20 protein-coding genes are annotated in these 24,208 nt (G+C 67.4%); 4 read left to right on the top strand and 16 right to left on the bottom strand.

What is annotated here, in order from left to right:
- Positions 1-5: 5 nt before the first annotated feature.
- From ACZYZ9_RS14450 to dapB, 6 genes are all read right to left on the bottom strand, one after another.
- Positions 6-3,257: an acetyl-CoA carboxylase family protein gene (locus ACZYZ9_RS14450; RefSeq protein WP_463826941.1), complete on the bottom strand. Its 3,252-nt coding sequence runs from the start codon at positions 3,255-3,257 to the stop codon at positions 6-8.
- 20 nt (positions 3,258-3,277) lie between these two features.
- Entirely contained in the window at positions 3,278-4,408 is a 1,131-nt protein-coding gene (locus tag ACZYZ9_RS14455) for a PPE family protein (RefSeq protein WP_463826942.1), read from the bottom strand.
- Between the two features lie 190 nt (positions 4,409-4,598).
- A complete protein-coding gene (locus ACZYZ9_RS14460) occupies positions 4,599-6,140 on the bottom strand; it encodes a class I adenylate-forming enzyme family protein (RefSeq protein ID WP_463827172.1) in 1,542 nt (513 codons plus the stop codon).
- A gap of 134 nt (positions 6,141-6,274) precedes the next feature.
- Positions 6,275-6,730, bottom strand: a complete 456-nt coding sequence (locus ACZYZ9_RS14465; protein ID WP_463826943.1) for a flavodoxin family protein — start codon at positions 6,728-6,730, stop codon at positions 6,275-6,277.
- The gene (locus ACZYZ9_RS14470; protein ID WP_463826944.1) at positions 6,727-7,191 is read right to left on the bottom strand and encodes a tetratricopeptide repeat protein; all 465 of its coding nucleotides are present in this window, start codon (positions 7,189-7,191) and stop codon (positions 6,727-6,729) included. Before ACZYZ9_RS14470 ends, ACZYZ9_RS14465 begins: the two co-directional genes overlap by 4 nt.
- Entirely contained in the window at positions 7,188-7,925 is a 738-nt protein-coding gene (gene dapB, locus ACZYZ9_RS14475) for a 4-hydroxy-tetrahydrodipicolinate reductase (RefSeq protein ID WP_463826945.1), read from the bottom strand. Before dapB ends, ACZYZ9_RS14470 begins: the two co-directional genes overlap by 4 nt.
- Positions 7,926-8,105: 180 nt before the next feature.
- On the opposite strand from dapB, the gene nhaA reads away from it, so the two are divergent.
- Both nhaA and ACZYZ9_RS14485 read left to right on the top strand, forming a co-directional pair.
- Complete coding sequence (nhaA, locus tag ACZYZ9_RS14480) at positions 8,106-9,446, top strand: Na+/H+ antiporter NhaA (RefSeq protein ID WP_463826946.1); 1,341 nt, start codon at positions 8,106-8,108, stop codon at positions 9,444-9,446.
- 53 nt (positions 9,447-9,499) lie between these two features.
- Positions 9,500-11,230 (top strand): alpha/beta fold hydrolase, encoded by a 1,731-nt coding sequence (locus tag ACZYZ9_RS14485; RefSeq protein WP_463826947.1) that lies wholly within the window; start codon positions 9,500-9,502, stop codon positions 11,228-11,230.
- On the opposite strand, the gene ACZYZ9_RS14490 is transcribed toward ACZYZ9_RS14485, so the two are convergent.
- From ACZYZ9_RS14490 to ACZYZ9_RS14505, 4 genes are all read right to left on the bottom strand, one after another.
- Positions 11,227-12,309: a PDR/VanB family oxidoreductase gene (locus ACZYZ9_RS14490; protein WP_463826948.1), complete on the bottom strand. Its 1,083-nt coding sequence runs from the start codon at positions 12,307-12,309 to the stop codon at positions 11,227-11,229. The genes ACZYZ9_RS14485 and ACZYZ9_RS14490 overlap by 4 nt on opposite strands.
- 4 nt (positions 12,310-12,313) lie before the next feature.
- Positions 12,314-13,870 (bottom strand): SDR family NAD(P)-dependent oxidoreductase, encoded by a 1,557-nt coding sequence (locus ACZYZ9_RS14495; RefSeq protein WP_463826949.1) that lies wholly within the window; start codon positions 13,868-13,870, stop codon positions 12,314-12,316.
- 3 nt (positions 13,871-13,873) lie between these two features.
- A complete protein-coding gene (locus ACZYZ9_RS14500) occupies positions 13,874-14,791 on the bottom strand; it encodes a metal-dependent hydrolase (protein ID WP_463826950.1) in 918 nt (305 codons plus the stop codon).
- Between the two features lie 71 nt (positions 14,792-14,862).
- On the bottom strand, positions 14,863-15,324 hold the full coding sequence (locus ACZYZ9_RS14505) for an SRPBCC family protein (RefSeq protein ID WP_463826951.1): 462 nt from the start codon (positions 15,322-15,324) through the stop codon (positions 14,863-14,865).
- Between the two features lie 88 nt (positions 15,325-15,412).
- Between ACZYZ9_RS14505 and ald the strand changes: the two genes are divergently transcribed.
- Positions 15,413-16,546 (top strand): alanine dehydrogenase, encoded by a 1,134-nt coding sequence (gene ald / locus ACZYZ9_RS14510; RefSeq protein ID WP_463826952.1) that lies wholly within the window; start codon positions 15,413-15,415, stop codon positions 16,544-16,546.
- Here the strand turns inward: ald and ACZYZ9_RS14515 are convergent.
- From ACZYZ9_RS14515 to ACZYZ9_RS14540, 6 genes are all read right to left on the bottom strand, one after another.
- The gene (locus tag ACZYZ9_RS14515) at positions 16,534-17,562 is read right to left on the bottom strand and encodes a nitronate monooxygenase (protein WP_463826953.1); all 1,029 of its coding nucleotides are present in this window, start codon (positions 17,560-17,562) and stop codon (positions 16,534-16,536) included. The genes ald and ACZYZ9_RS14515 overlap by 13 nt on opposite strands.
- Before the next feature lie 4 nt (positions 17,563-17,566).
- Complete coding sequence (locus ACZYZ9_RS14520; protein WP_463827173.1) at positions 17,567-18,883, bottom strand: M16 family metallopeptidase; 1,317 nt, start codon at positions 18,881-18,883, stop codon at positions 17,567-17,569.
- The gene (locus ACZYZ9_RS14525; RefSeq protein WP_463826954.1) at positions 18,880-21,132 is read right to left on the bottom strand and encodes a polyribonucleotide nucleotidyltransferase; all 2,253 of its coding nucleotides are present in this window, start codon (positions 21,130-21,132) and stop codon (positions 18,880-18,882) included. Before ACZYZ9_RS14525 ends, ACZYZ9_RS14520 begins: the two co-directional genes overlap by 4 nt.
- Before the next feature lie 313 nt (positions 21,133-21,445).
- Positions 21,446-21,982 carry an LppU family putative lipoprotein gene (gene lppU / locus ACZYZ9_RS14530; protein ID WP_463827174.1) on the bottom strand — a complete coding sequence of 179 codons (537 nt, stop codon included), beginning with the start codon at positions 21,980-21,982 and terminating at the stop codon, positions 21,446-21,448.
- Entirely contained in the window at positions 21,982-22,251 is a 270-nt protein-coding gene (rpsO, locus tag ACZYZ9_RS14535) for a 30S ribosomal protein S15 (protein WP_065161293.1), read from the bottom strand. Before rpsO ends, lppU begins: the two co-directional genes overlap by 1 nt.
- 205 nt (positions 22,252-22,456) lie before the next feature.
- Positions 22,457-23,425: a bifunctional riboflavin kinase/FAD synthetase gene (locus ACZYZ9_RS14540; RefSeq protein WP_463826955.1), complete on the bottom strand. Its 969-nt coding sequence runs from the start codon at positions 23,423-23,425 to the stop codon at positions 22,457-22,459.
- A gap of 83 nt (positions 23,426-23,508) precedes the next feature.
- Between ACZYZ9_RS14540 and mntR the strand changes: the two genes are divergently transcribed.
- Positions 23,509-24,198: a manganese-binding transcriptional regulator MntR gene (mntR, locus tag ACZYZ9_RS14545; protein WP_463826956.1), complete on the top strand. Its 690-nt coding sequence runs from the start codon at positions 23,509-23,511 to the stop codon at positions 24,196-24,198.
- The last annotated feature ends 10 nt before the right edge of the window (positions 24,199-24,208 follow it).

Consider the following 24,208-nt stretch of genomic DNA (forward strand, 5'->3'; position numbering starts at 1 on the left):
CATCCTCACCCTCGGTGGCCCGGGAGCCTGGTGATCCAGGCCCGGGTCGCCGCGGGATCGACGACGTCGTCCAGTTCGAACGTGGTGCCCGCACGCAACGCCTTGCCGTGTTCGTACGCGGCTGCGACGAGTTTGTCGAAGAGTGCCTGCCGCTCTGAGTCGTCAGCGGCGGCGGCGAGTTCCTTGCTGAAACCAAGTCGCACAGCACCTTCCAGCCCCATACCGCCGATCTCCCCGGTCGGCCACGCGATCGTGAACTGCGGCGCGTGGAACGATCCGCCGGCCATGGCCATCGCACCCAGTCCGTAACCCTTGCGCAGGATGACCATGCCGAAGGGCACCGTCAACTGCGCGCCGACAATGAACATGCGGCCGAAACGGCGCACGGCAGCTTCCTTCTCTGCTTCCGGGCCCACCATGAATCCCGGTGTGTCGCACAGCGAAACGATCGGCAATCCGAACGCGTCGCAGCTCGACAGAAAATCGCCGGCCTTATCGGCGGCTTCGGCGTCGATGGCACCGCCGAGGTGGTGGCTGCTGTTGGCGATCAGCCCGTATGCCACGCCCTCGACACGCACCAGTGCGGTGACGATGCCGACGCCGTACTCCGCCCGCAGTTCCAGCACCGACCCGACGTCCGCGATCGAATCGATCGCGCGATGCACGTCGTAGGCACGTAACCGGTTCTGCGGCACCACATGCCGGGCAAGCCGAGGATCGGGCGCCTCCCAATCGCGGACGTCACCCTGGAAGTACGACAGATAACGCTTGGCCAGCGACACGGCATGCGACTCGTCGCGGGCCACCAGACTGACCACGCCGTTGCGCCGCTGCACCTCGATAGGTCCGATCGCCTCCGGGGGGTAGACCCCGAGCCCGCCGCCCTCGATCATCGCCGGCCCGCCCATGCCGATGTTGGCATCCGGCGTAGCGATGATGACGTCACACACCCCGGCCAGCGCGGCGTTGCCGGCGAAGCAACGCCCGGACACGATCGACACCAGCGGGACGCGCCCGGACATCTCTGCCAGCACCCGGAACGTCGGCACATCCAGCCCGGCGTGCCCGCCTACGTCGGTGTCTCCGGGCCTGCCGCCGCCGCCTTCGGCGAACAGCACCACCGGCAACAGTTTCCGGACTGCCAGGTCGAATACACGGTCGGTTTTGGCGTGATTGCGCATGCCTTGCGTCCCGGCGAGCACGGTGTAGTCGTAGGACACCACCACCGCCTCAGCGGCCTCGCGCCCGAAGGTATCTGCGCCGATGGTTGCCAGGCCTGCCACCAGGCCGTCCGCCGGAGTGTTGGCGATCAAGTCCTCCTCGGTACGCCTGCTGCGCTGAGCGGCGATCGCCAGCGCACCGTACTCGATGAAACTGCCGGGATCGACCAGGTCGGCGATGTTCTCGCGGGCGGTCCGCCGGCCCTGCTTGTGCCGTTTGGCCACTGCCGCGTGGCGGGCCTCGTCCAGAGTCATCGCATGCCGCCGCCGCACCTCGTCGAGATCAGCCCGGGGGCGGTCGAGATCGACTGCGGCTGAGCCGGATCCCTTGTCCGCACCAGCTCCGGCGCCGGCGAAGACCACGAGCGGGTCGCCGGTGCCGACGACCTGACCCGGCGCAACCAGGCTGCGAATCGTCCGCAGCGACTGCGGCGCCACCAGCACGTGCTGCATCTTCATCGCTTCGAGCACCACCACCTGACCGCCTGCTGCCACGTCGGCTCCCTCGGGAACCACCTCGATCACCGTGCCGGCCAGTTGGGCACGCAACACTTCTTCACCCGGGTAGAGCTCGACATGGGTGTGCTGGTGCTGCTGGTGTGGCTTCACGGCGGCCGTCAGCTCGGGGAGCTTGTCGTCGAGCAGGCTCGTCGATGCCGTACCGGATTGAAACTGGCCGTCGGACATGAGATCTCGTAGTAACTCGATGTTCGTGCCGACGCCTTCGACGCTGAACTCCGCCAACGCAGTGCGCGCCTTGCGGACCGCGGCGGAAAACGACGAGCTCCGTACATGGGTGACGACCTTGGCGAGCAGCGAGTCATAGCTGGGGCTCAACACCAGGCCCGCGCGGCCGTAGGTATCCACCCGCACCCCTGGTCCGCTCGGCGGCGAGAATACGCTCAGGGTTCCGGTAGCCGGGAGGACGGAACCGTCGGCCCCGAAAGTCTCTGCGTTGACCCGGGTTTGAATTGCGATACCTGTCCGCGCCGCAGGCTCGCCGATCACTTCGATGCCATCCGAGGCGATTCCGGCCGGCAGACCCAGCTCGTAGAACGACGCGCCGCCGGCGATGGCCAACTGCACTGCGACCAGATCGACCCCGGTCACCTCCTCGGTGACGGTGTGCTCCACCTGGATCCGTGGGTTGACTTCGAGGAACACGAATTCATCACCGCTGAGCAGGAATTCGACGGTGGCCACACCACGTAGCCGCGCCCGCGCGCACAACCGGACCGCTGCCTCGTGCAGACTGCGCCGCAACTGGTCGGAGAGCTGTTGTGCAGGAGCGATTTCGATGAGCTTCTGAAAGCGCCGCTGGATGCTGCAATCCCGGTCACCCAGGGCCAGCGCACGCGTCTGGTGACCCATCGGCGCGGCAACAATCTGCACTTCGATGTGCCGTGCGGTGGGCAGCACCGCCTCGGCGAACAAGCTCGAATCGGCGAAGCCCAGCTGCGCCTCCGCGGCGCATTGCCGAAAGGCAGCGTCGATCTCATCGACGCTGTGTACCTTGCGCATGCCGCGGCCGCCGCCTCCGGCCAGCGCCTTGATCATGATGTCGCCGTCCTGGGCGGCGAAGAATTCGCGGATGTCCTGGATGCTGCTCGGCCCGTCGGTAGCCGGAAGCACCGGCACGCCGGCATCGGTTGCGGCGGCGCGTGCCGATGACTTGTTGCCGACCAGGTCCAGCACCTCGGGGCCGGGCCCGACGAACGTGCGCCCCGCGGACGCGCAGGCGCGGGCGAAATCTGCGCTCTCGCTGAGGAATCCGTAACCGGGATGAATCAGCTGCGCACCACAGCGTGCTGCCGCGGCGAGGATCGACTCCCCGTCCAGGTAGGCGGATACCCCGTTGCCGGGCAAAGCGATTGCTTCGTCGGCGGCGTGCATGTGTGGACTGTCGGCGTCGTCGGCGGCATAAATTGCCACCGTCCGGATACCTAATTCGATTGCGGTGCGCACGATGCGCAGGGCGATTTCGCCGCGGTTGGCGATGAGCAGCGTCGTGTGGTCATCGCGCGGTGGTGGCCGCATGGGCCAAGCCTACGGACCGCTCAGAAGACACCCTTGGTGGGCATCACGATCGGCTTGACGCCGTACCGCGGCACTGACCCGCGGCCGGATCCGTGCGCGACTGCCACCATGCCGGGAGCTACCGACGGCTCTTCATCCTCGTCGCCAACCGTCCAGCCGGTGGCTTCCACGGCCGGGCGCTCGGTGGTCACCGGCGCGGCGACCGGCCAGTTCGCCGGCACCGACAATTCGCCGACGAGCAGGGCTTTGCCCAGGTGAGCCACCGGCGGCGCGCCCGCGTTCATGGAGCGCGTCAACGGCGCGGGCCGGATACCCGAATCGGCCGCGCCGGCAATGGTTTCGATCTCTTCCTCGTCGTCGCCGCCCATCGGCCAGCCGACACCGTAGTCCCAGTAGGTCGCTCGCTGATGGTTGAGCGATTCGACCCACCAGAGGTCGGCGCGATCGAATGCGACCAGCAGCTCCATCCAGTTCGAAGCCTCTGCCGCGCCGGGGGCCGCGAGACCGGTGACCGCCTCCGGACCGCTGGCGATCAGGCCACGGAGCTCCGCCGGACCGGTGGCGGCGGCCTGCGCAACGGCGGCGGCCTGCGCAACGGCGGCGGCCTGGTTAGCGGCCCCGGCCGCATCGGCGACGGGCGCCGGGTCGGTGAGGGGATTCAGTTTGGCCGCCGCGGCCGAGCTAGCGGCGTAGCTGTACATCGCCGAAGCGTCCTGGGCCCACATTTCGCAGTAGCGAGCCTCGGTGGCGGCAATGGCCGCCACGTTGTGCCCGAACGTGTCGGTCGCTACCAGTCGGGCAAGCAGCGCGCGGTTTGCGGCCACCTCGGCGGGTGGCACCGTCATGGCATATGCCTGCTCGAAGGCCGCCGCGGAGGCCATCGCCTGCGTCGCGGCGAAGGCCGCACATTCCGAGGTGTAGGACAGCCACGCCACGTGGGGCTGCACTGCGGCCGCCATCAGCAGCGACGCAGTACCCGTCCACTCGTCGGTGATCAACCGGGTGATGACCGCATCGAAGGAGGATGCTGCCGCGTTCAACTCCGAAGCGATGCCGTTCCACGCGCCAGCGGCCGCGAGCAAGGGCGAAACGCCCGCGCCGGAGTACATGCGGGCGGAGTTGACCTCCGGCGGCAGCGCTCCGAAATCCACTAGGCAGGTCCCATCCCGGTCGAGGCCGCGGCCGTCGACACTCCCCCAGGCATCTACGTCAGCAACAATCTTCCGTCAGCGACAGTCTCGTCGCCGGACTGCGGCCCTAACTCATGGCAAATTCTAATGAACACAACGGTTGCCGTAATTACCTGGTGACGGGTATCATCCCGCCGTCTTTTCATGCGAGTCAGCGCAACGCCGGTCCCCACTGAACCTGCTCGCGGAGTCGACCTTTGAGCAGTTTGCCACCTGCATTGCGGGGCAGCGGCGTCGTTACGACGCTGACGTACTGCGGTATTTTGAAGTCGGCCAGCGAGTTGCGGCAGTGGTCGAGGACCGCGGCCACATCCACCTGTTCTCCGCACAGCACGGCACCGACCTTCTCCCCCATGACCTCGTCGGGCACCGCGAGCACACAGGCGTCCAGGACACCGGGCGCTCCCAGTAACGCCGCCTCGACCTCGACGCTGGAGATGTTCTCTCCACCGCGATTGACGATGTCCTTGAGCCGGTCGACGATGTGCACGCGGCCGGCGTCGTCAACTCGGACCACGTCGCCGGTGTGCAGCCAGCCGTCCACGACGGTGGCGGCGGTGGCCTCCGGGCGGTTCCAGTATCCGGCGGTGATGTTGGCGCCCCTCGTCACCAACTCGCCGACGAGACCACCCGGCTTGTCCTCGAGTGGGATCAGGCCCAGATCCACCGAGGGAACCGCATAACCGACCGAGTCCGCGTGCTCGATCGCCTCCTCGTGGGGCAGGACGGTCATCAGCGACGCACTCTCGGTCATGCCGTATCCGTTGAACACCCTGGCTTTTGGAAACGCCGACTTGACCGCCTGCACCAACGCGGGCGCGATCGGTGCGCCGCCGTAACCGGCCCAGCGCACACCGGACACATCCGTTGCGCCAAAGTTTTTGTGCCGCAACAACAGCGAGTAGATGGCAGGGACGGTGACCAGGACCGATATCCGCTCGGCAGTCAGGGTGTCCATCAGCTGTTCGAGATTGAGAGCGGCCATGATCACCGCCGCCCCACCCAGCCGAGTCGCGGCCAGAAGCTGTGAGTTGCAACCTGTTACGTGAAACAGCGGCACCGAAATCAAGGTGCGCAGATCCGCACCGATGTCTCTGGGCTGTTGCAGGCATCGGACCGCATTCTCGGTGTTGGTCATAAATGCCTCGTGCGTGGTCGGTACCCCTTTGGGATGACCGGTGGTGCCTGAGGTGTAGAACAACGCGGCGACATCTGTGCTGGTGAGGTGTTCGGTCACATAGGGCGAACCGTCAGGCAACGGTGCGTCCCCGGCAAGGTCGACATGGGCTCCGGCATCGGACAACACGAAGTCGACCTCCGGCTGGGCAGAGCGCGTATTGACGGCCACCGCAACGCCTTCGGCCATCACCGTGCCCCAGAACGCCAGCACCCACTTCACCCCCGCGGGATAACGCACCGCGACGCGCTCGCCTGGTCTCAGACCGCCCGCTCGCAGCCCGCCGGCTACCCGTGCCGCACGGTCCCACAGCTGGCGATAGGTCAACCGTTGCGAACCGAGTTCGATCACGGCTTCACTGTCCGGGTGGGCGTCGACCTGCTCGGCGAGCATGTCCAACAGGGTGGCCGGGAGGTCGTCGTAGTGCGGGACGCCGCGCGCATCCACCGACACCCCCGTTCGCGGGAATGGGTTGTGGCTGCGCGGGATTTCGATGACGGGGGCAGTGGTGGGCATGCCCGGACCTCGCTCTCGGTGGTCCTGAATGTCGACGATCGCGGATTCCGCCATCATGCCCGAGGCATCCTCCGGTGTCGACGCCGACTCTCAGCCCCACAGCTACGCAGTGCTTGATTCTGTTGCAGCGCAGGCTATTCCATGAGTGTTGCCGCGACTGTGGCCCCAAGGTTCCAGCACGCTTCGAGGTCGGCCTCGGTCGGCTTGCCCGATACCAGCACGTGGTCGGCGGCTTTCATCCAGCCCAGGCCGGCGGCGATGCCTTCGATGGCGCGTTCGGCGCCCTCCGTGCCTTCGTTGCCGTGCAGGTAGACCCCGAAAGGGCGGCCACGGGTGGAGTCGAGGAGCTGGTAATAGCTCTGGTCGAAGGCGTGCTTGAGAGCCCCCGAGATGTAACCGAGGTTGGCCGGGGTGCCCAACAGGTAGCCGTCGGCTTCGAGCATCTCGACCGGGGACGCCGTCAACGCCGGGCGCCGGATGACCTCGACGCCCTCGATCTCGGGGTCGGTCGCGCCGGCGACGACTGCTTCGAGCATTTCCTGGCAGTGCGGGGACGGAGTGTGATGGACGATCAACAGCTTCTTGCTCATCCTTGCGCCTCCAGCTGCACGGCGGTCTTCATCGCCTCGCGAGCTCTACGCCTGTCGCCCGCGTAGTCGTACGCCCGCGCCAGGCGATACCAGCGGCGCCAATCATCGGGGTCGTCTTCCACCTCGGAGCGCACGGTGGCGAACAGTGCGTCGGCGGCATCGCGCCGGATCCGTCCGGACGCTCGTCGCGGCAACGTGCTGACGTCGAGTTCCATTCCCTCGTAGGCTATTTGGCGGGCCAGCTTCTGGTGCGCAAACCCGGCCCGGAGCGTCGCGACCATCGCCCACAACCCGAGGAACGGCAGTACCAGCACCGCGAGTCCCAGACCCACGGCGGCCGGCCGACCCGACTGGATCATCACCACGGCGACGCGGCCGAGCATGACGAAGTACGCCAGCATCGCCACGCACAGGAAGGTGATGAGCAGCTGAATTCGTACCGTGCGGGCGGAGTCCGTCATTGCAGGTTGAGCAGCGACTCTATGCCTATGGTCAGGCCGGGGGTCTCCTGAATGCGTCGTACCGCCAACAGCACACCCGGCACGAAGGAGGTGCGATCGAGGCTGTCGTGGCGGATGGTCAGCGTCTCTCCCTCGGTGCCGAACAGCACCTCCTGGTGGGCGACCAGCCCGGCCAGCCGCACCGCATGAACCGGCACGCCGTCGACGTCTGCGCCACGCGCTCCGGGCAGGCTGGTGCTGGTGGCATCGGGGTTGGGCGGCATATCTTTTCGGGCCGCGGCAATCAGCTTGGCGGTGCGGGTCGCCGTGCCCGACGGGGCGTCGGCTTTGTGCGGGTGATGAAGTTCGATGACCTCGACCGAATCGAAGAACGGTGCGGCCTGCTGGGCGAAGTGCATGGACAGCACGGCCCCGATGGCGAAGTTGGGCGCGATCAGCACAGCGGTCCCGGGCTTGGCGGCCAGCCAGGACTCGACCTGGTCGATGCGCTCCGCAGTGAAGCCGGTGGTACCCACGACAGCGTGAATTCCGTTGTCGATCAGGAACTCCAGGTTCCCCATCACGACGTCGGGATGGGTGAAGTCGATGACGACCTCGGTGTTGCCGTCGGTCAACAGGCTCAGCGCGTCCTCCGCATCGACCGCTGCCGAGAGGGTCAGATCCGGTGCCGCCTCGACCGCCCGCACCATCGTCGCGCCGACTTTGCCTCGAGCTCCCAGTACGCCTACCCGCATGGTCTGCAGCCTACTGTTCGCCTGTCGGGGCTCTGACCGGTCGGTAGGGCTCCGTAGGCGCATCCTTGCGGCGGGGCTTCCTGTCGTAGTATTTGCCGCAAAGCGCTAAGCGGTGTGCCGGGAAGTCTGGTCGGCGGTGTGAACGTGTTCGCGTGCCGCAGCCGAAGGATCGAGGTCACCGTGTCCGAGAGTGCATTCAAGCGTGCCACCTTGTTGCTCACCCGCGGGTCCTGGTCCGAGGCATCGCGGATCTCAGCGATCCTCCGCAAGGAAACGGTGGGTGGCGCGCTGCTGCTGGTCGCGTCCGCCATTGCGTTGGTCTTGGCCAACAGCCCCTGGGCGTCGGCCTACGATTCGCTCAAGAATCACCGACTGGGCGCCGAGGTTCTCGGCCTTGATCTGAATGCGACGCTCGGAACCTGGGCGTCCCAGGGACTGCTCGCGATCTTCTTCTTTGTCGTGGGGTTGGAGCTCAAGCGCGAATTCGTTGCCGGAGACCTGCGGGACCCTGCGCGTGCCGCGTTGCCCATCGTGGCGGCGGTGGGCGGAATGGTTTTGCCCGCTGTGGTTTTCGTCGCCGTCACCGCCCACGTGGGCGCAGGTGTGACGAGGGGGTGGGCCATCCCGATAGCCACCGACATCGCTTTCGCTGTCGCGGTGCTGGCGGTTATCGGAACGCACCTGCCGTCGGCTCTGCGCAGCTTCCTGCTGACCTTGGCCGTCGTGGACGATTTGTTGGCGATCACCGTGATCGCGGTCTTCTACACCGACCAGATCCGCTTCTGGGCCCTGGTCACCGCGGCGCTGCCGTTGGCGCTGTTCGCCGTCTGCGTGCAGCGGCGGGTGCGTGCCTGGTGGGTGCTTATCCCACTCGCGCTGGCGACCTGGGCGCTCGTCCACGAATCCGGCATACACGCCACCGTCGCCGGCGTCCTCCTGGGTCTGACCGTCCCGGTGGTTCGCAGCACCGATGCCGGCGGGCCCGAAGCCGGGCCGGGGCTGGCCGAACATTTCGAGCACCGCTTGCGTCCGTTGTCTGCGGGTTTCGCGGTGCCTGTCTTCGCGTTCTTCGCCGCGGGTGTGACGGTCGGCGGGGTCGACGGATTTCTCGACGCGCTCGCCGACCCGCTCACCGTCGGCATCGTCGCCGGGCTGGTGATCGGCAAGACCGTCGGCGTCTTCGGCACCGCTCGCCTGGTAGCAGCAGCTACCCGGGCCACCCTCGATGCCGGGCTGCGGTGGGTCGACGTATTCGGCCTCGCGCTGCTGGCCGGGATCGGATTCACGGTGTCGTTACTGATGGGAGAACTCGCCTACGGCGCCGGCTCCAAGCGCGACGAACTCGTCAAGATCGGTGTCCTGAGCGGGTCGTTGATCGCAGCTACCGTCGCGGGGGTAGTGCTGAGGTTGCGCAACCGCCACTATCGGACACTGTGCGCGGAGGAAGAGCTGGACGCCGACCACGACGGGATACCCGATGTCTACACCCGGGGCCGAGGCGACGGGATCGGGCACCCGTAGCGCATCTCTAAGCTGAGGAATCGATGTCCAAATCCGACGGCGGAGGTGCGCGCGTGAGATCCAGCGACATCCGGATCCGCGAAGCAAGGCCGAAAGAATTCGCCAGGGTCGCTGCCATGCAATACCCGGTGTGGCGGCAGTCCTGGCGCGGGATCGTGGCGACGCACGTACTAGACATGCTCAGCACGCCCAAGATCTGGGTGGACATCACCTATCCGGTGACTCTGCGGCGTGGCGGCTGGCGGATGTGGGTCGTGGAGCTGCGGGGCCAGCTGATCGGGATGGCGCTGTTCGGCCCGGACCTGAGCAGTCCCGAGCACATTCAGCTCGACGCGCTCTATGTCGCTGAACAGCACCAACGGCACGGTGTCGGTGGACTTGTGTTGGACAAGCTGACGCAGACCTTCCCGGACAACGACGTGATTCTGTGGTGTGCTGACCAGAACCGGTTGGCCCGCGACTTCTACGAGAAGAAGGGTTTCCAGCTCGACGGCCGCACCTACGGGATGATGCTGCTGCCCGGCGTGACCGTCCCACACGTCGGCTACCGCTTGTACCGCTCGGCACCGCCCGAAACCAGCGCCGAAACGGCTGTGCCCAGCGCCAGCCCGTCAGCGATCGCGTCCCTGATTACGCCCCGAACGAGCAACCCGATACAGCCGTATGTCATCGACGTGCCCGACTCCGAATTGGACGACCTGCGCCACCGGCTGGCCCGCACCCGCTGGCCGGCCGAAATCGCCGATGCTCATTGGGATTACGGCACCGACCAGGCGTTCCTCAGGGACGTGATCGAGCATTGGCTGCACCGATACGACTGGCGGCGCACCGAAGCCGAGATCAACGCGGTGGGATCGTTCATCACCGAGGCGGCCGGTCAGCGCGTGCACTTCCTGCACGCGAAGTCCGAACACCCGCATGCGATCCCGTTGGTGGTGACGCACGGCTGGCCGGGATCGATCGTCGAGTTTCTGGACGCTCTGCCGTTGCTGCGGCGGCGTTTTCACGTCGTTGTCGTGTCGATGCCCGGGTACGGGTTCTCCGGGCCGACGCGGCAACGGGGAGTCGACGTCGCCCGCGTCGCCGCCGCCGTTGCCGAGGTGATGGCCCAACTCGGGTACGAACGCTATGTCGCCCAGGGTGGGGACTGGGGCGCGCTGGTCACCCGCTATCTCGGTGAGCACTACCCGCCGCATGTCGCAGCGATCCACACCAACATGTTGTTCGCACCGCCGGATCAGAACGATCCGAGACTGTTGGCCGACGTCTCCGAATCCGAACTCGCCGCGATTGCGGCCAGTATGGAGCGCACCACGGATGGCACCTCCTACCTGGAATTGCAGTCCACGCGGCCACATTCGCTGGGGTTCGGGTTGGACGATTCACCGGTGGGCCTGGCGGGTTGGATACTCGAGAAGTTCCACGCGTGGTGTGACATCACAGCCGGCATGCCGATCAGCACCGACCGGCTGATCGACAACCTGATGATGTACTGGCTGACCGGCACTGCGACGTCGGCGGCGCGCCTCTACTGCGAATCGCGACGGGCCGGCACCGGCGCGCTGGACGAGTGGACCGGCCGGGTCGACGTGCCCACCGGATACGCCGTCTACCCCGGCGAACTGCTGCAGACACCGCGGGCCTGGGCGGCTGCCCGCTACAACCTGGTGCACTATGCGGTCCAAGACCGGGGTGGTCACTTCGCAGCGTTCGAACAACCCGCACTGTTCGCCGCCGATCTGACGCAGTTCGCCGACACCCTCGAGCAGACGTCGGTCTTTTAGACGTCGACGACGACCCGGTCTCCCCGCGACCGCGACACGCATACGAGCATCTCGCCGTCACCTTCCGCGGTGCGGCCGCGCCGATCTACCTTTCCGGCAAGCACTTTGACTTTGCAGGTGCCGCAGAAGCCCTGCTGACAGGAATAGGCAGTGGTGGGATCGTGGTCGAGCAGGACATCGAGCGCCGAACGGTTCGCCGGAATGTTCAGTACGTCCCCGGATCGGGCGAGTTCGAGCTCGAACGGAGCACCATCGACGATCGGCGGCGGACTGAACCGCTCGTAATGCAGTGGTGCATCGGCATATTCGTTGCGGGCCACCCGGACCGCCTCGAGCATGGCGGCCGGTCCGCAGACGTACACCGCGGTTCTCCGACCGGCACCGGCCAGCAGATCGTCGACCGGCGCGAAACCGCCGTGCTCGTCGTCGGCCCACACCGTCACGCGTTCCGGCGCCACCGCCACCACCTCGTCCAGCAACGGCATGTATTCCCGACTGCGGCCGGTATAGATTGCGCGCCAATCGATTCCGCGTTGCTGCGCGACCCGCATCATCGGCAGGATAGGCGTGACGCCGATGCCGCCGATCACGAACAGCACATCGCGCTCGGACGCACCGAGATAGAACGCGTTGCGAGGTCCTTCGAACACCAGCGTGTCACCGACATCGAAGGCGTCGTGCATCTCAATCGAACCGCCGCCACCGTCCTCGATGCGGCGCACCGCGATGCGGTAGTCCGTACGCCGCCCGGGCGGACCGCACAGCGAATATTGCCGACGCCGCCCCGAGGGCAGCTGAACGTCGACATGTCCACCCGGCGTCCAGGACGGCAACAGTCCCCCGTCCGGGTCAGCCAGCGTCAGGGCCACCACGTCCGGCGCCACGAGTTCGCGTCCAGTCACCGTCGCACGGTGCGTCCGGCGCACCGGCAACACCCGCGACGGAGTCCACCGCGAGGTCGCCGACAACCCGCCCATCACGGTGCGCAGTCCCCACAACACCGTCAGGAAGCGGTCCCGGTCCCGGCGACCGTACAGGTCGGCGGGTCTGCTCGTCCAAATACTCCCCGGCATTGTCATAGTCCTATTTCTGCGTTCTGACGCTGATGCGCCGCATCGCGTGACCGAGTCTGGACTCGGCGGCGACGGGCACCACCGGCGCACCGGTCCGGACGGCCTTGACAATTGCCTTGGCGCTCTTGGCAATGTCCGCGCTGGCGGTGCCCAGGCGGACGACTGTGACGGTGATGCCCTCCTCAGCGAATTCGGCGCGCAGGGATTTGCTGTCGTTCAGCACCGCAGCCGTGGTGGTGCTGGGGCTGATGGATGTCGAGGGCAGGTATGCCGCGTCCGCGGCGACATTGATGATCGTGCCGCCCTCGCCGCGTTCAACCATCTGGGCACCGAACGCCCGGCTGGTTCCCCACCAGCCCGCCCTGCCGATTCCGGCGTTATTCACCAGGATGTCGATCACCCCGTGCTCGTCGCGCACTCGTGCGGCGAGGTCGTTGATCGCGTCGTCGTCGGTGCTGTCGACCCGATGTACCGCAACCGCAGCACACGCCGCGCGGACGGCGTCTGCAGTCTCATTGGCAGCGGCCAGGTCTGGATCGACGATCACCACCGCGCGGGCACCGTGGCGCGCCAACTCCACCGCAGCGGCCCGGCCGAAGCCCGCGCCCGCCCCGGTGACCAATGCCAGTTTGCCGCGCACCTCCCGCGGGCCGCCGCGGACCACTGAGGCGCCGCGGGGCGAGTCACCCTCCACCACCTGGTCGATCCACTCGCCCGTCAGTCGGGCCACGACATCGGGCCGCGAGGTGACCACCCAGTGGCCGCCTTGAATCGGAATCACCCTGCCGCCCTGCGGAATCGCACCGATGTACCGCTGCAGGGGCGGCTTGATGAAAACGTCCTTTCCCGGTACGAGCACCTGGACGGCGACCTCGATTTCCGGCAGTCCGTCGCCCGGCGACACCAGCGGCCCGGGCAGGTTCTCCCGGTAGAGACTCAGCCCGTTGACGTAGTCGCCGATCGCACGCGGCGGGCGGACGCGCCGGCTCAGGGTGCTCGTCTGGCCGATACGCTCCGCAGCCTCAACGACTTTCACGCCGAGCCCGGAACGGAACGCCAACTCCGGTACCCGCGGGCACAGCAGCAGTCCCAGGTACCCCGAGGACATCACCTGCCCGGCAACCTCGGCGGCGGACCGCGGTGTGCGCACCGATCTGAGAAACCGGCCGGCAGCCGGTAGGTGCGGCCCCGATATCGAGGTGAACGAGGCGATCTTGCGTGCCAGACGCCGGTCGCTGACCGCGGCCCAACCCTGAACCGATCCCCAGTCGTGCGCGAGCAGGTGCACCTGCCCGACACCGAGGCTGTCGATCACCGAGTCCAGGTCGGTCACCAACTGTTCCAGCGCGTACCCGGATCTGCTTGCCGGACAACCTGATTCGCCGGCACCACGCACATCGTAGGCAGCGACGTTGTACCGCGGCACCAGCTTTTCGGCCACGCCGTCCCAGATCCGGTGGTTGTCGGGATAACCGTGCACGGCCAGCACGGACGGGCGTCCCGGGTCGAATTCGTTGTACCGGTGAACCGCCAGGGGGACCCCGTCGGACGCGGCGACAATGCTCATCGGTCAGTGCGAGGCGCGGGCCGCCGGCGACACCGCAAGATATTCGACGGCACGCTCCAGCCCGCCCAGTTCCGACGGATGGAAGCCCGGACGGTAGTACGAGCCGACCGCCCGGATCAGCGGTAGCGGTCCCGGCACCAGTCCGCGACGCGCGGCCTTCAGGTAGTCCCGCCAGCGCGCCCGGGTGCCCGGTGGCACGCACGGGTCGACTGAGAACATGAACCGCACGCCGCGGATCCACAACAGCAGCAACACCGGCGCAACCACCAGCTGGGCGCGTACCTGCCGCCAGTACCCGGACCGCAGGTGCTTCATGGTGTCGAAAGCCACGGCTTTGTGCTCGACTTCCTCGGCACCGTGCCAACGCAGCATGTCCAACATCACCGGATCGGCGCCGGCGGCGTCGAGTGCAGGCGAATCGAGCACCCACTCGCCCAGGACGGCGGTGTAGTGCTCCACCGCGGCGATCATCGCCACCTGCTCGAGCAGCCAGGAATGCCGCCGCCGTTCGCTCCGGTAGGACCGTTCGCCGAGCAGCCGCTGGAACAGCCAGCGGATCTGGTTGGTGAACGGTGTGAGGTCGATGCCCTGGGCGTCGAAATGGGCGAGCACGCCGGAGTGCGCCTGGGAGTGCATGGCCTCCTGGCCGATGAATCCCTGGATGTCCAGCCGCAGTTGGTCGTCGCGGATCAGCGGCAAGGTCTTTTTGAAGACCTCGACGAAGAACTCTTCCCCGGCCGGCAGCAGCAGGTGCAGGACATTGAGCACATGGGTGGCCATCGGCTCATTAGGCACGTAGTGAAACGGCAGCTCCGTCCAGTCGAACTCGACGTTGCGTGCTTCGAGGACCAGTCGTTCGTGGTCGGCGGCGGTCGAATCCGTCGAGTGCGGACCCACTGCCCTGTCGTCGACTGTGCTCATCAAGGCCCCCTCGCCTCGGCTTTTCCCGGATCAGTCTAGCCACGAGAGCACAGTATGCGATACCCGCGGTACTACCTTTTTTCGGCCCGCTGCTTGAGACGCTGCAGCGTCAACTCGATGTTTTTGGTGTTCTCCGCGGCCCGGTCGGATACCCCGGTGGCGAGGCCGGCGATCTTACGGAACCAGCCCGGCCGCCGGTCCCAGGTACTTTCCGTCACACGGCACCCGCCGCCGGTCGGGACCAGCTCGTACTGCCAGCGGGCGATGGGAATGACCGTGTGCCGCACGTCGAAGGCGAACAGGTGTCCGGGCTCGGCGTCGGTGACGGTGCACTTGGTGGCCCAGCGCTTGCCGCTGTTCTCGTTGTGCCCGACGAACACCGCGCCCTTGCTGATCGCGTCGCCCTTGCGCAACTCCATCTCGACCGTTTCCTCGGCCAGCGCGGCCAGCGTCGACAGGTCGGTGAGCAGGCCGTACACCTCGTCCGGGGTGGCGTTGATCTGCACGGTGGCGGTCGCGGAGGGGGCAGTCATCCGCTGATCTTAACCAGCGCCCGGTCGGCGTCCGCCGGCGTTGTCGGGAACAATGAAGTACCCACACCAGGCTCGGCAGGAGGCGATCATGCGAGTCGGAGTTCCGACCGAGACCAAGAACAACGAATTCCGGGTGGCTATCACCCCGGCCGGGGTCGCGGCGTTGACCCAGCGCGGCCACGAGGTCCTGGTCCAGACCGGCGCCGGGGAAGGTTCGGCAATCTCCGACGAGAAATTCACGGCGGCGGGTGCACAACTCGCCGACACCGCCGCGCAGGTGTGGGCCGAAGCGGACCTGGTGCTCAAGGTCAAGGAACCGTTGCCGGCCGAGTACGGTCACCTGCGCGCGGATCAGACCCTTTTCACCTACCTGCACCTGGCCGCATCGCGCTCGTGCACCGACGCGTTGTTGAAGGCCGGCACGACGTCGATCGCCTACGAGACCGTGCAGACCGCCGACGGCGCCCTGCCGTTGCTGGCCCCGATGAGTGAGGTCGCGGGCCGGCTTTCGGCGCAGGTCGGCGCCTACCACCTGATGCGGACGCAGGGCGGCCGCGGCGCGTTGATGGGTGGGGTGCCGGGGGTGAAGCCGGCAGACATCGTGGTGATCGGCGGCGGCACCGCCGGGTACAACGCCGCCCGGGTCGCCTGCGGTATGGGCGCGTCGGTCATGGTCCTGGACGTCAGTCTGGGCAAGCTTCGACTGCTTGATGCGGAGTTCGCCGGCCGCATCGGCACCCGCTACTCATCGACCTACGAGTTGGTGGGGGCGGTCAAACGTGCCGACCTGGTGATCGGCGCAGTGTTGGTGCCCGGCGCGAAGGCGCCCAGCTTGATCCCCAATTCGCTTGTGGCGCAGATGAAGCCGGGAGCGGTGCTGGTCGACATCTCGATCGACCAGGGTGGTTGCTTCGAGGATTCGCGGCCCACGACCCACGACGAGCCGACATTCGCCGTGCACGAGACGCTGTTCTACTGCGTGGCCAACATGCCCAGCGCGGTGCCCAAGACGTCGACCTATGCGTTGACGAACGCGACGATGCCCTACGTGCTCAAGATTGCCGACCTGGGCTGGCATGCGGCGTGCCGCTCGGATCCGGCGCTCGCCAAAGGGCTTTCGACGCACGCGGGCGCCCTGCTGGCCGACCATGTGGCCGACGACCTGGACCTGCCCTACACCGACCCCTCCGGTTTGCTGGCCCGCGACGATCAGCGCACGTAGGGCGCCAGCGCGGTGACGATGTCGCCGGCCGGGCCGGGCTGCACTTCCCGGTAGGCCTCCCCCGCCCACAGGTTGGTGCCGTGCGGATCCTCTTCCTGGATCGCCGCCGCGCGGATCGGCTTGGTCATCTGATTGACCTCGGGATAGCCCAGCGGCGCCACGTGATCGAGCAACCGGGTGAAGTTGTTGGCCAACCCCCGGGCGTAGCGACCGGAGAACGCGCGAGTGACGACGGTGGCGTCGAACAACGGATTCTTCAGTGCGACACGGTAAGCGGGGTGGGTGCCGGCTTCGTCGGCCAGCAGCAGCGCGGTGCCGACCTGCGCGGCCACCGCGCCCCGGCGCAACGCCGCGGCGATGTCTTCCACGGTGCCCAACCCACCCGCGGCGATCAACGGCACCTCGTGCGCGGCGCCGATCTGCTCCAACAGCTGGTGCAGCGACTCGGAACCGGGTTCCATGTCCGGCGCGAACGTGCCGCGGTGCCCGCCCGCGGCGGGCCCCTGGACCACCAGGTTGTCCGCGCCGGCGGCAACGGCTACCCCCGCTTCGTACACCGAGGTCACCGTGACCGACACCAGCAGTCCCAGCGCACTGAACCGGCGGATCACGTCCGGTGGCGGAGCGCCGAAGGTGAACGACACCAGCTCCGGGCGCACGTCGGCGATCACTTCGAGCTTGCGGTCCCAGTCGTCGTCGTCGCCGTGCACGGGCCGACCCACGTCCACGCGGTAGTGGTCGGCGACTTCTTCGAGATCTTCGGCGTAGTACTCCAGCGCCGCCCAGTCGGCGACGCTCGGTTGGGGCACGAACAGGTTGGCCCCGATCGGACCGGTGGTCGCGGCGCGCGCTGCGGAGATGTCCGCGGCGAACTGGTCCGCACTGAGGTAGCCACCGGCGACCATGCCGAGGCCGCCCGCATTGGACACCGCCGCCGCCAGCGCCGGCGTTCCCGGGCCACCCGCCATCGGCGCACCCACGATGGGCGCTGCGATGTCCCAGAAACCCAGTACCATCGGGCTAACCTACCACCGCTCGAAGTTGTTGCGGCAGCGATCGTTTCGACTTATGCGGGCCGAGCACAGCCGCTCCGAACGGTTTGTTCAGCAGCCGCCGCGCCACCTCGTTGACTTCGTCAACGGTGACTTTGTCGATTTGCCGCAGCGTGTGCGCGATATTGCGGTGCGCGCCGTAATTCAGTTCGCTGCGGCCGATGCGACTCATCCGCGAGCCCGAATCCTCCAGCCCCAGGACCAGTCCACCGCGCATGGAACCCTTGGCGATCCGGCACTCCGCCTCGGTGATCCCATCCCGCGCAACAGATTCCAGCACCGCGGTAGTGACCTTCATGACATCGGCGAACCGTTCCGGCAGGCAGGCCGCATACACCGACAGCGCCCCGCTGTCGGCGAACAGGTCCAGCGCGGAATAGACCGAGTAGGCCAGCCCGCGGGCCTCGCGCACCTCCTGGAACAACCGCGAGCTCAGCCCGCCGCCCAGCGCGGTGTGCAACACCGACAGCGCCCAGCGGTGCTCCCACCCCCGGCCCGGCGTGCGCACACCCAGCGAGACGTGGGTCTGTTCGGCGTCGCGGCTGCCCAGCACCAGGCCGGGCCGGCCGCTCACCCGGCCGGCACCCCGGCGCGGCGCCACCGGCCCCCGGCCGCGCACCAGCCGTGGCCCGAAGTGCCGGCGCGCCAAGCCGACTACCTCGGCGTGGTCGACGTTGCCGGCCACCGCAATCACCATCCGCTCCGGGGTGTAACGCCGCAGATGGAACGAGTGCAACTGCGACCGGGTCATCGCCGACACCGATTGCGCGCTGCCGATCACCGGACGGCCCACCGGATGGTCACCGAACAATGCCGTCATGAACATGTCGGCCAGCGCGTCCTCGGGGTCGTCGTCGCGCATCGCGATCTCCTCGAGCACGACGTCGCGTTCCAGTTCGACGTCGTCGGCGGCGCACCGGCCGTTGAGTACCACGTCGGCGACCAGGTCGACCGCCAGCGTCAGGTCGGTGTCCAGCACATGGGCGTAATAGCAGGTGTGCTCTTTGGAGGTGAAGGCGTTGAGCTCACCGCCGACGGCATCCATCGCCTGCGCGATGTCCACCGCGGTGCGGGTCGGGGTGGACTTGAACAGTAGATGCTCCAGGAAGTGCGCGGCGCCGGCCACCGTGGCGCCCTCGTCGCGCGAGCCGACCCCGACCCAGACGCCGACGGAGGCGGACCGGACCGCGGGTAGATACTCGGTGACCACCCGCAGCCCGCCCGGCAAGGTGCTACGACGCACCCCCGGCGACCGTTCAGCGTTTCGTGCCACCCGCAGCGTCAGCTGCTGACCGGCGCGGCATCCGCCGGCGCAGCGTCAGCGGGTGCCGCGGCCGCGCCGTCCTCAGCGACCAGGACCAGCGAGATCTTGCCCCGCTTGTCGATGTCGGCGATCTCCACCCGCAGCTTGTCTCCGACGTTGACCACGTCCTCGACTTTCGCGATGCGCTTGCCCCGGCCCAGCTTGGAGATGTGCACCAGGCCGTCGCGACCGGGCAGCAACGACACGAACGCACCGAAATCGGTGGTCTTGACCACGGTTCCGAGGAACCGCTCGCCCACGGTCGGCAGCTGCGGGTTGGCGATCGCGTTGATCCGGTCGATCGCGGCCTGCGCCGACGGGCCGTCGGTGGCGCCGACGAACACGGTGCCGTCGTCCTCGATGGAGATCTGCGCGCCGGTCTCCTCGGTGATTGCGTTGATGACCTTGCCTTTGGGCCCGATGACCTCGCCGATCTTGTCCACCGGCACCTTGATGGTGGTGACCCGGGGGGCGTACGGGCTCATCTCGTCGGGCCGGTCGATGGCTTCGGCCATGACCTCGAGGATCGTCACGCGGGCGTCTTTGGCCTGGGCCAGGGCGCCGGCGAGCACCTGGGACGGGATCCCGTCCAGCTTGGTGTCCAGCTGCAGTGCGGTGACGAAGTCCTTGGTGCCGGCGCACTTGAAGTCCATGTCGCCGAATGCGTCCTCGGCGCCCAGGATGTCGGTCAGCGTCACGAAGCGACGTTCGCCGTCGACGTCGTCGGAGACCAGGCCCATCGCGATGCCGGCCACTGGCGCCTTCAGCGGCACACCGGCGTTGAGCAGCGCCAGCGTCGACGCGCACACCGACCCCATCGAGGTCGAGCCGTTGGAGCCGAGCGCTTCGGACACCTGACGGATCGCGTACGGGAACTCTTCGACACTGGGCAGCACCGGGATCAGCGCCCGCTCAGCCAGCGCGCCGTGCCCGATCTCGCGCCGCTTGGGCGACCCGACCCGGCCGGTCTCGCCGGTGGAGAACGGCGGGAAGTTGTAGTGGTGCATGTACCGCTTGGATGTCTCGGGTCCCAGCGAGTCGATCTGCTGGGCCATCTTGACCATGTCCAGGGTGGTCACGCCGAGGATCTGGGTCTCGCCCCGCTCGAACAGCGCACTGCCGTGTGCTCGCGGCACCACTGCGACCTCGGCGGACAGCGCGCGGATGTCGGTGACGCCGCGGCCGTCGATGCGGAAGTGGTCGGTCAGGATGCGCTGGCGGACCAGCTTCTTGGTCAGCGACCGGAACGCGGCGCTGACCTCTTTTTCCCGGCCTTCGTAGGTGCCGGCCAGCCGCTCGAGGACCTCGGCCTTGAGCTCGTCGGTGCGGGCGTCGCGCTCGGCCTTGCCGCCGATGGTCAGCGCCTTGGCCAGCTCGTCGGTGGCCACCGAGGACACCGAGTAGTACACGTCCTCCTCGTAGGCGGGGAACGTCGGGTACTCGCTGGTGGGCTTCGCGGCCGCGTCGGCGAGTTCCTGCTGCGCGGTGCACAGCGCGGCGATGAACGGCTTGGCCGCTTCCAGACCTTCGGCCACGATCGTCTCGGTCGGCGCCTGCGCGCCGCCTTCGACGAGCTCGATGACCTTCTCGGTGGCCTCGGCTTCCACCATCATGATCGCCACGTCTTTGTCGTCAGCTTCGCCGACTATGCGACCGGCCACCACCATGTCGAACACCGCCCGCTCGAGTTGCTCGACGGTCGGGAAGGCAACCCACTGGCCGTCGATGAGCGCCACCCGCACGCCGCCGATGGGGCCGGAGAACGGCAGCCCGCTGAGCTGGGTGGAGGCTGACGCGGCGTTGATCGCCACCACGTCGTACAGGTCGTTGGGGTCCAGGCTCAGGATGGTCACCACCACCTGGATCTCGTTGCGCAGCCCGTCGATGAACGACGGGCGCAGCGGCCGGTCGATGAGCCGGCAGGTCAGGATCGCGTCGGTGGACGGCCGGCCCTCACGCCGGAAGAACGAGCCGGGAATGCGGCCCGCGGCGTACATGCGCTCTTCGACGTCGACCGTCAACGGGAAGAAGTCAAAGTGCTCTTTGGGGTTCTTGCTGGCGGTGGTCGCCGACAGCAGCATGTTCTCGTCGTCGAGGTAGGCGACGACGGCGCCGGCGGCCTGCAGGGCCAACCTGCCGGTCTCGAAACGCACGGTGCGGGTGCCGAAGCTCCCGTTGTCGATGGTGGCGGTGGATTCGAACACGCCTTCTTCAATTTCAGTCGCAGACATACGTCAGTGCGGCCTCTCTGGTTATTCAGCTGTTTCGCGTCGTCACGCGGAATCCAGAGGGCGGTCACGAGCCCGGATGCGGCTACGGCCATCGATCGAAGCGGCCGACCTGTCCCAGATCCGGGGAGCCCGGCAGCCACTACCGAAGACCGCCCGATTCAGGCCGGGTCCCTCGAACTTGCAGTGACTCGCTGGAACGGCGCCCGCGGATATGCGTGAGCCGCACCAGGTTGCTCGGGCCGAACCGGCCCAGAACGCCCTCACTCTACACTGGCTAACTCCCCGGATCGGCGCAGACCCGAGGGCGCAACTTCTATTTCGGCACTCCGGCGGTGACATTTTCCACGCACACAGCGAAGCGCCGCTGCGCATAGGTGTAACCCAGGCCGCTGGCGCATTGGTCCACGCTGACCGGAGGGTCGAGATCGGTGAGGATCTGCGTAGCTCGCTGACGGTGCGGTGCAGCGCCGTCGTTGCAGTCGACCCGGAACGGGTCCGCGACGTGGTGCGGGTCCACACTCATGCATCCGCCGATCACCCAGTCGATGTCTAGACACAGAGTGTTGTCGGTGCCGCTGATCGCGTTGTGCGTCGTGTAGGACGAGTCGACGTCGGCGGGGCACTTCGCCCCTGCGGTGGCCAGCGCGGCGACTTTGAAGTTGGACTCGGGGCTGCCGCACGTAGCTCTGGCCGCGTGCGGTCGGTCGGCCGTGCCGCCGAGTTTGAGACAATCCCCCACTTTGATGTCGCCGAGATCGGGCCCGCTGGCCTGCCCCGCACACCCCGCTGATGCCGTCACCATCGAGACCAGGACCAGCCCGGTGCTCGCGGCGCGCACGGCGCCACGGATCAGCGGCGCAGACCCAGCCGTTCGATCAGCGAACGGTAACGCTCCACGTCGACCTGGGTCAGGTACTTGACCAGCCGCTTGCGCCGACCCACCAGCAGCAGCAACCCGCGCCGCGAGTGGTGGTCGTGCTTGTGCACCTTCAGGTGTTCGGTCAGATCCGCGATCCGCTTGGTCAGCAGCGCGATCTGCGCCTCCGGCGACCCGGTGTCGGTCTCATGCAGACCGTAGGAATTCAGAATTTCTTTTTTCTGCTCGGCGGTAAGCGCCACGAAAACATCTCCATCAATAGGTCCGCGATCAGAGTCAACGGGCACGGCCACCGCGAACCGCAGCGCATGCCGTCGGGCAGTTTAACAGCGGCGGGCCGCCACCCTCCAATCCCGTGGCGGTCGCAAGCGCGGCGCAGCCGGGCGCGGCGGGCCGCCACCATGCAATCCTGCGGTCGCAAGCGCGGCGCGGCGGGCCGCCAGTCCACTAGCTCAGCAGTTTGCGGGTGCGGTCGGTGTCATTGCCGATCTCGGCGACCAGATCTTCGGCCGAATCGAATTTCTGCTGACCGCGGATGCGGGTGACGAAATCCAACGCCACATGCTGCCCGTACAGGTCAGCCTTGGCGTCCAGGACGAATGCCTCGACGGTGCGGGTACGCCCGGAGAAGGTCGGATTGGTGCCGACCGACACTGCTGCCTGGTAGCGCTCACCGGGGACGACGGTGCCGGTGGCCGGTCCGTGCCCGAGCACGGTGAACCACGCCGCATATACGCCGTCGGCCGGGATCGCCGAGTGCATCGGCGGCGCCACATTGGCGGTGGGATATCCCAACTCGACCCCGCGCCCGTATCCGCGCACCACCACGCCCTCGACGCGGTGCGGACGCCCCAGCGCTTCGGTGGCCGCCGCCATGTCCCCGGCGTCCACGCAGGAGCGGATGTAGGTCGACGAGAACGTCACGGTCTCGTTGCTGTGGTGCTCGGACAGCAGCGACATCGACTCCACCGCGAAGCCGAACCGCTCGCCGGCCCGGCGCAGCGTCTCCACGTTGCCGGCCGCCTTCTTGCCGAAGGTGAAGTTCTCCCCGACCACGACCTCCACCACGTGCAGGTTCTCCACCAGCAACTCGTGCACGTAACGCTCGGGGGTGAGCTTCATGAAGTCGGTGGTGAACGGCATCACCAGGAAGACGTCGATGCCCAGTTCCTCGACGAGTTCGGCGCGGCGGGTCAGCGTGGTCAGCTGGGCGGGGTGACTGCCGGGGTGCACGACTTCCATCGGGTGCGGGTCGAACGTCATCAGCACCGAGGGCACCCCGCGCGCCCGGGAAGCCTTGACCGCGTGCGCAATCAACTCCGCATGTCCCCGATGCACGCCGTCGAAAACTCCGATGGTCAGCACGCATCGGCCCCAGTCTGTAGGGATCTCGTCCTGGCCACGCCACCGCTGCACGAGCGCAAGCCTAATCGTCCCGCTTAGCGTCCCGGCAATCTCGGGACAACCGTTTAGGCGTGCATTGCCTAAGATTCGTGTTTGTGAGGGCCGACGAAGAGCCTGGTGGACTCACCGCGGTTGCCCAGGACTATTTGAAAGTCATCTGGACAACTCAAGAGTGGTCTCGGGAAAAGGTGAGCACCAAGTTGCTCGCCGAGAAGCTCGGGGTGTCGGCCAGCACGGCTTCGGAGTCCATTCGAAAGCTCGCTGAGCAGGGCCTGGTCGACCACGCGAAGTACGGCGCGGTGACGCTGACCGAGTCCGGCCGCCGCGCGGCGCTGGCCATGGTGCGCCGGCACCGGCTACTGGAGACCTTCCTGGTCAACGAGCTCGGCTACGGCTGGGACGAGGTACACGACGAGGCCGAGGTACTCGAGCACGCGGTGTCGGACCGGTTGATGGCCCGCATCGACGCCAAACTGGGCTTCCCGCAGCGCGATCCGCACGGCGATCCGATCCCGGCCACCGACGGGCAGGTCCCGACACCGCCGGCCCGGCAACTGTGGGCGTGCGGCGACGGCGACACCGGCACAGTGGCCCGGATTTCCGACGCCGACCCGGAGATGCTGCGATATTTCGACAGCGTGGGGATCAACCTGGACTCACGGCTGCGGGTGCTGACCCGCCGGGAGTTCGCCGGGATGGTCTCGGTGGCGGTCGAATCGGAGGACGGTGCGACGACGGTGGATCTGGGCAGTCCGGCCGCGTGCGCGATCTGGGTGGTGGCGTAGCCGCTGACCG

This window comes from Mycobacterium sp. IDUB_28, assembly GCF_055419285.1.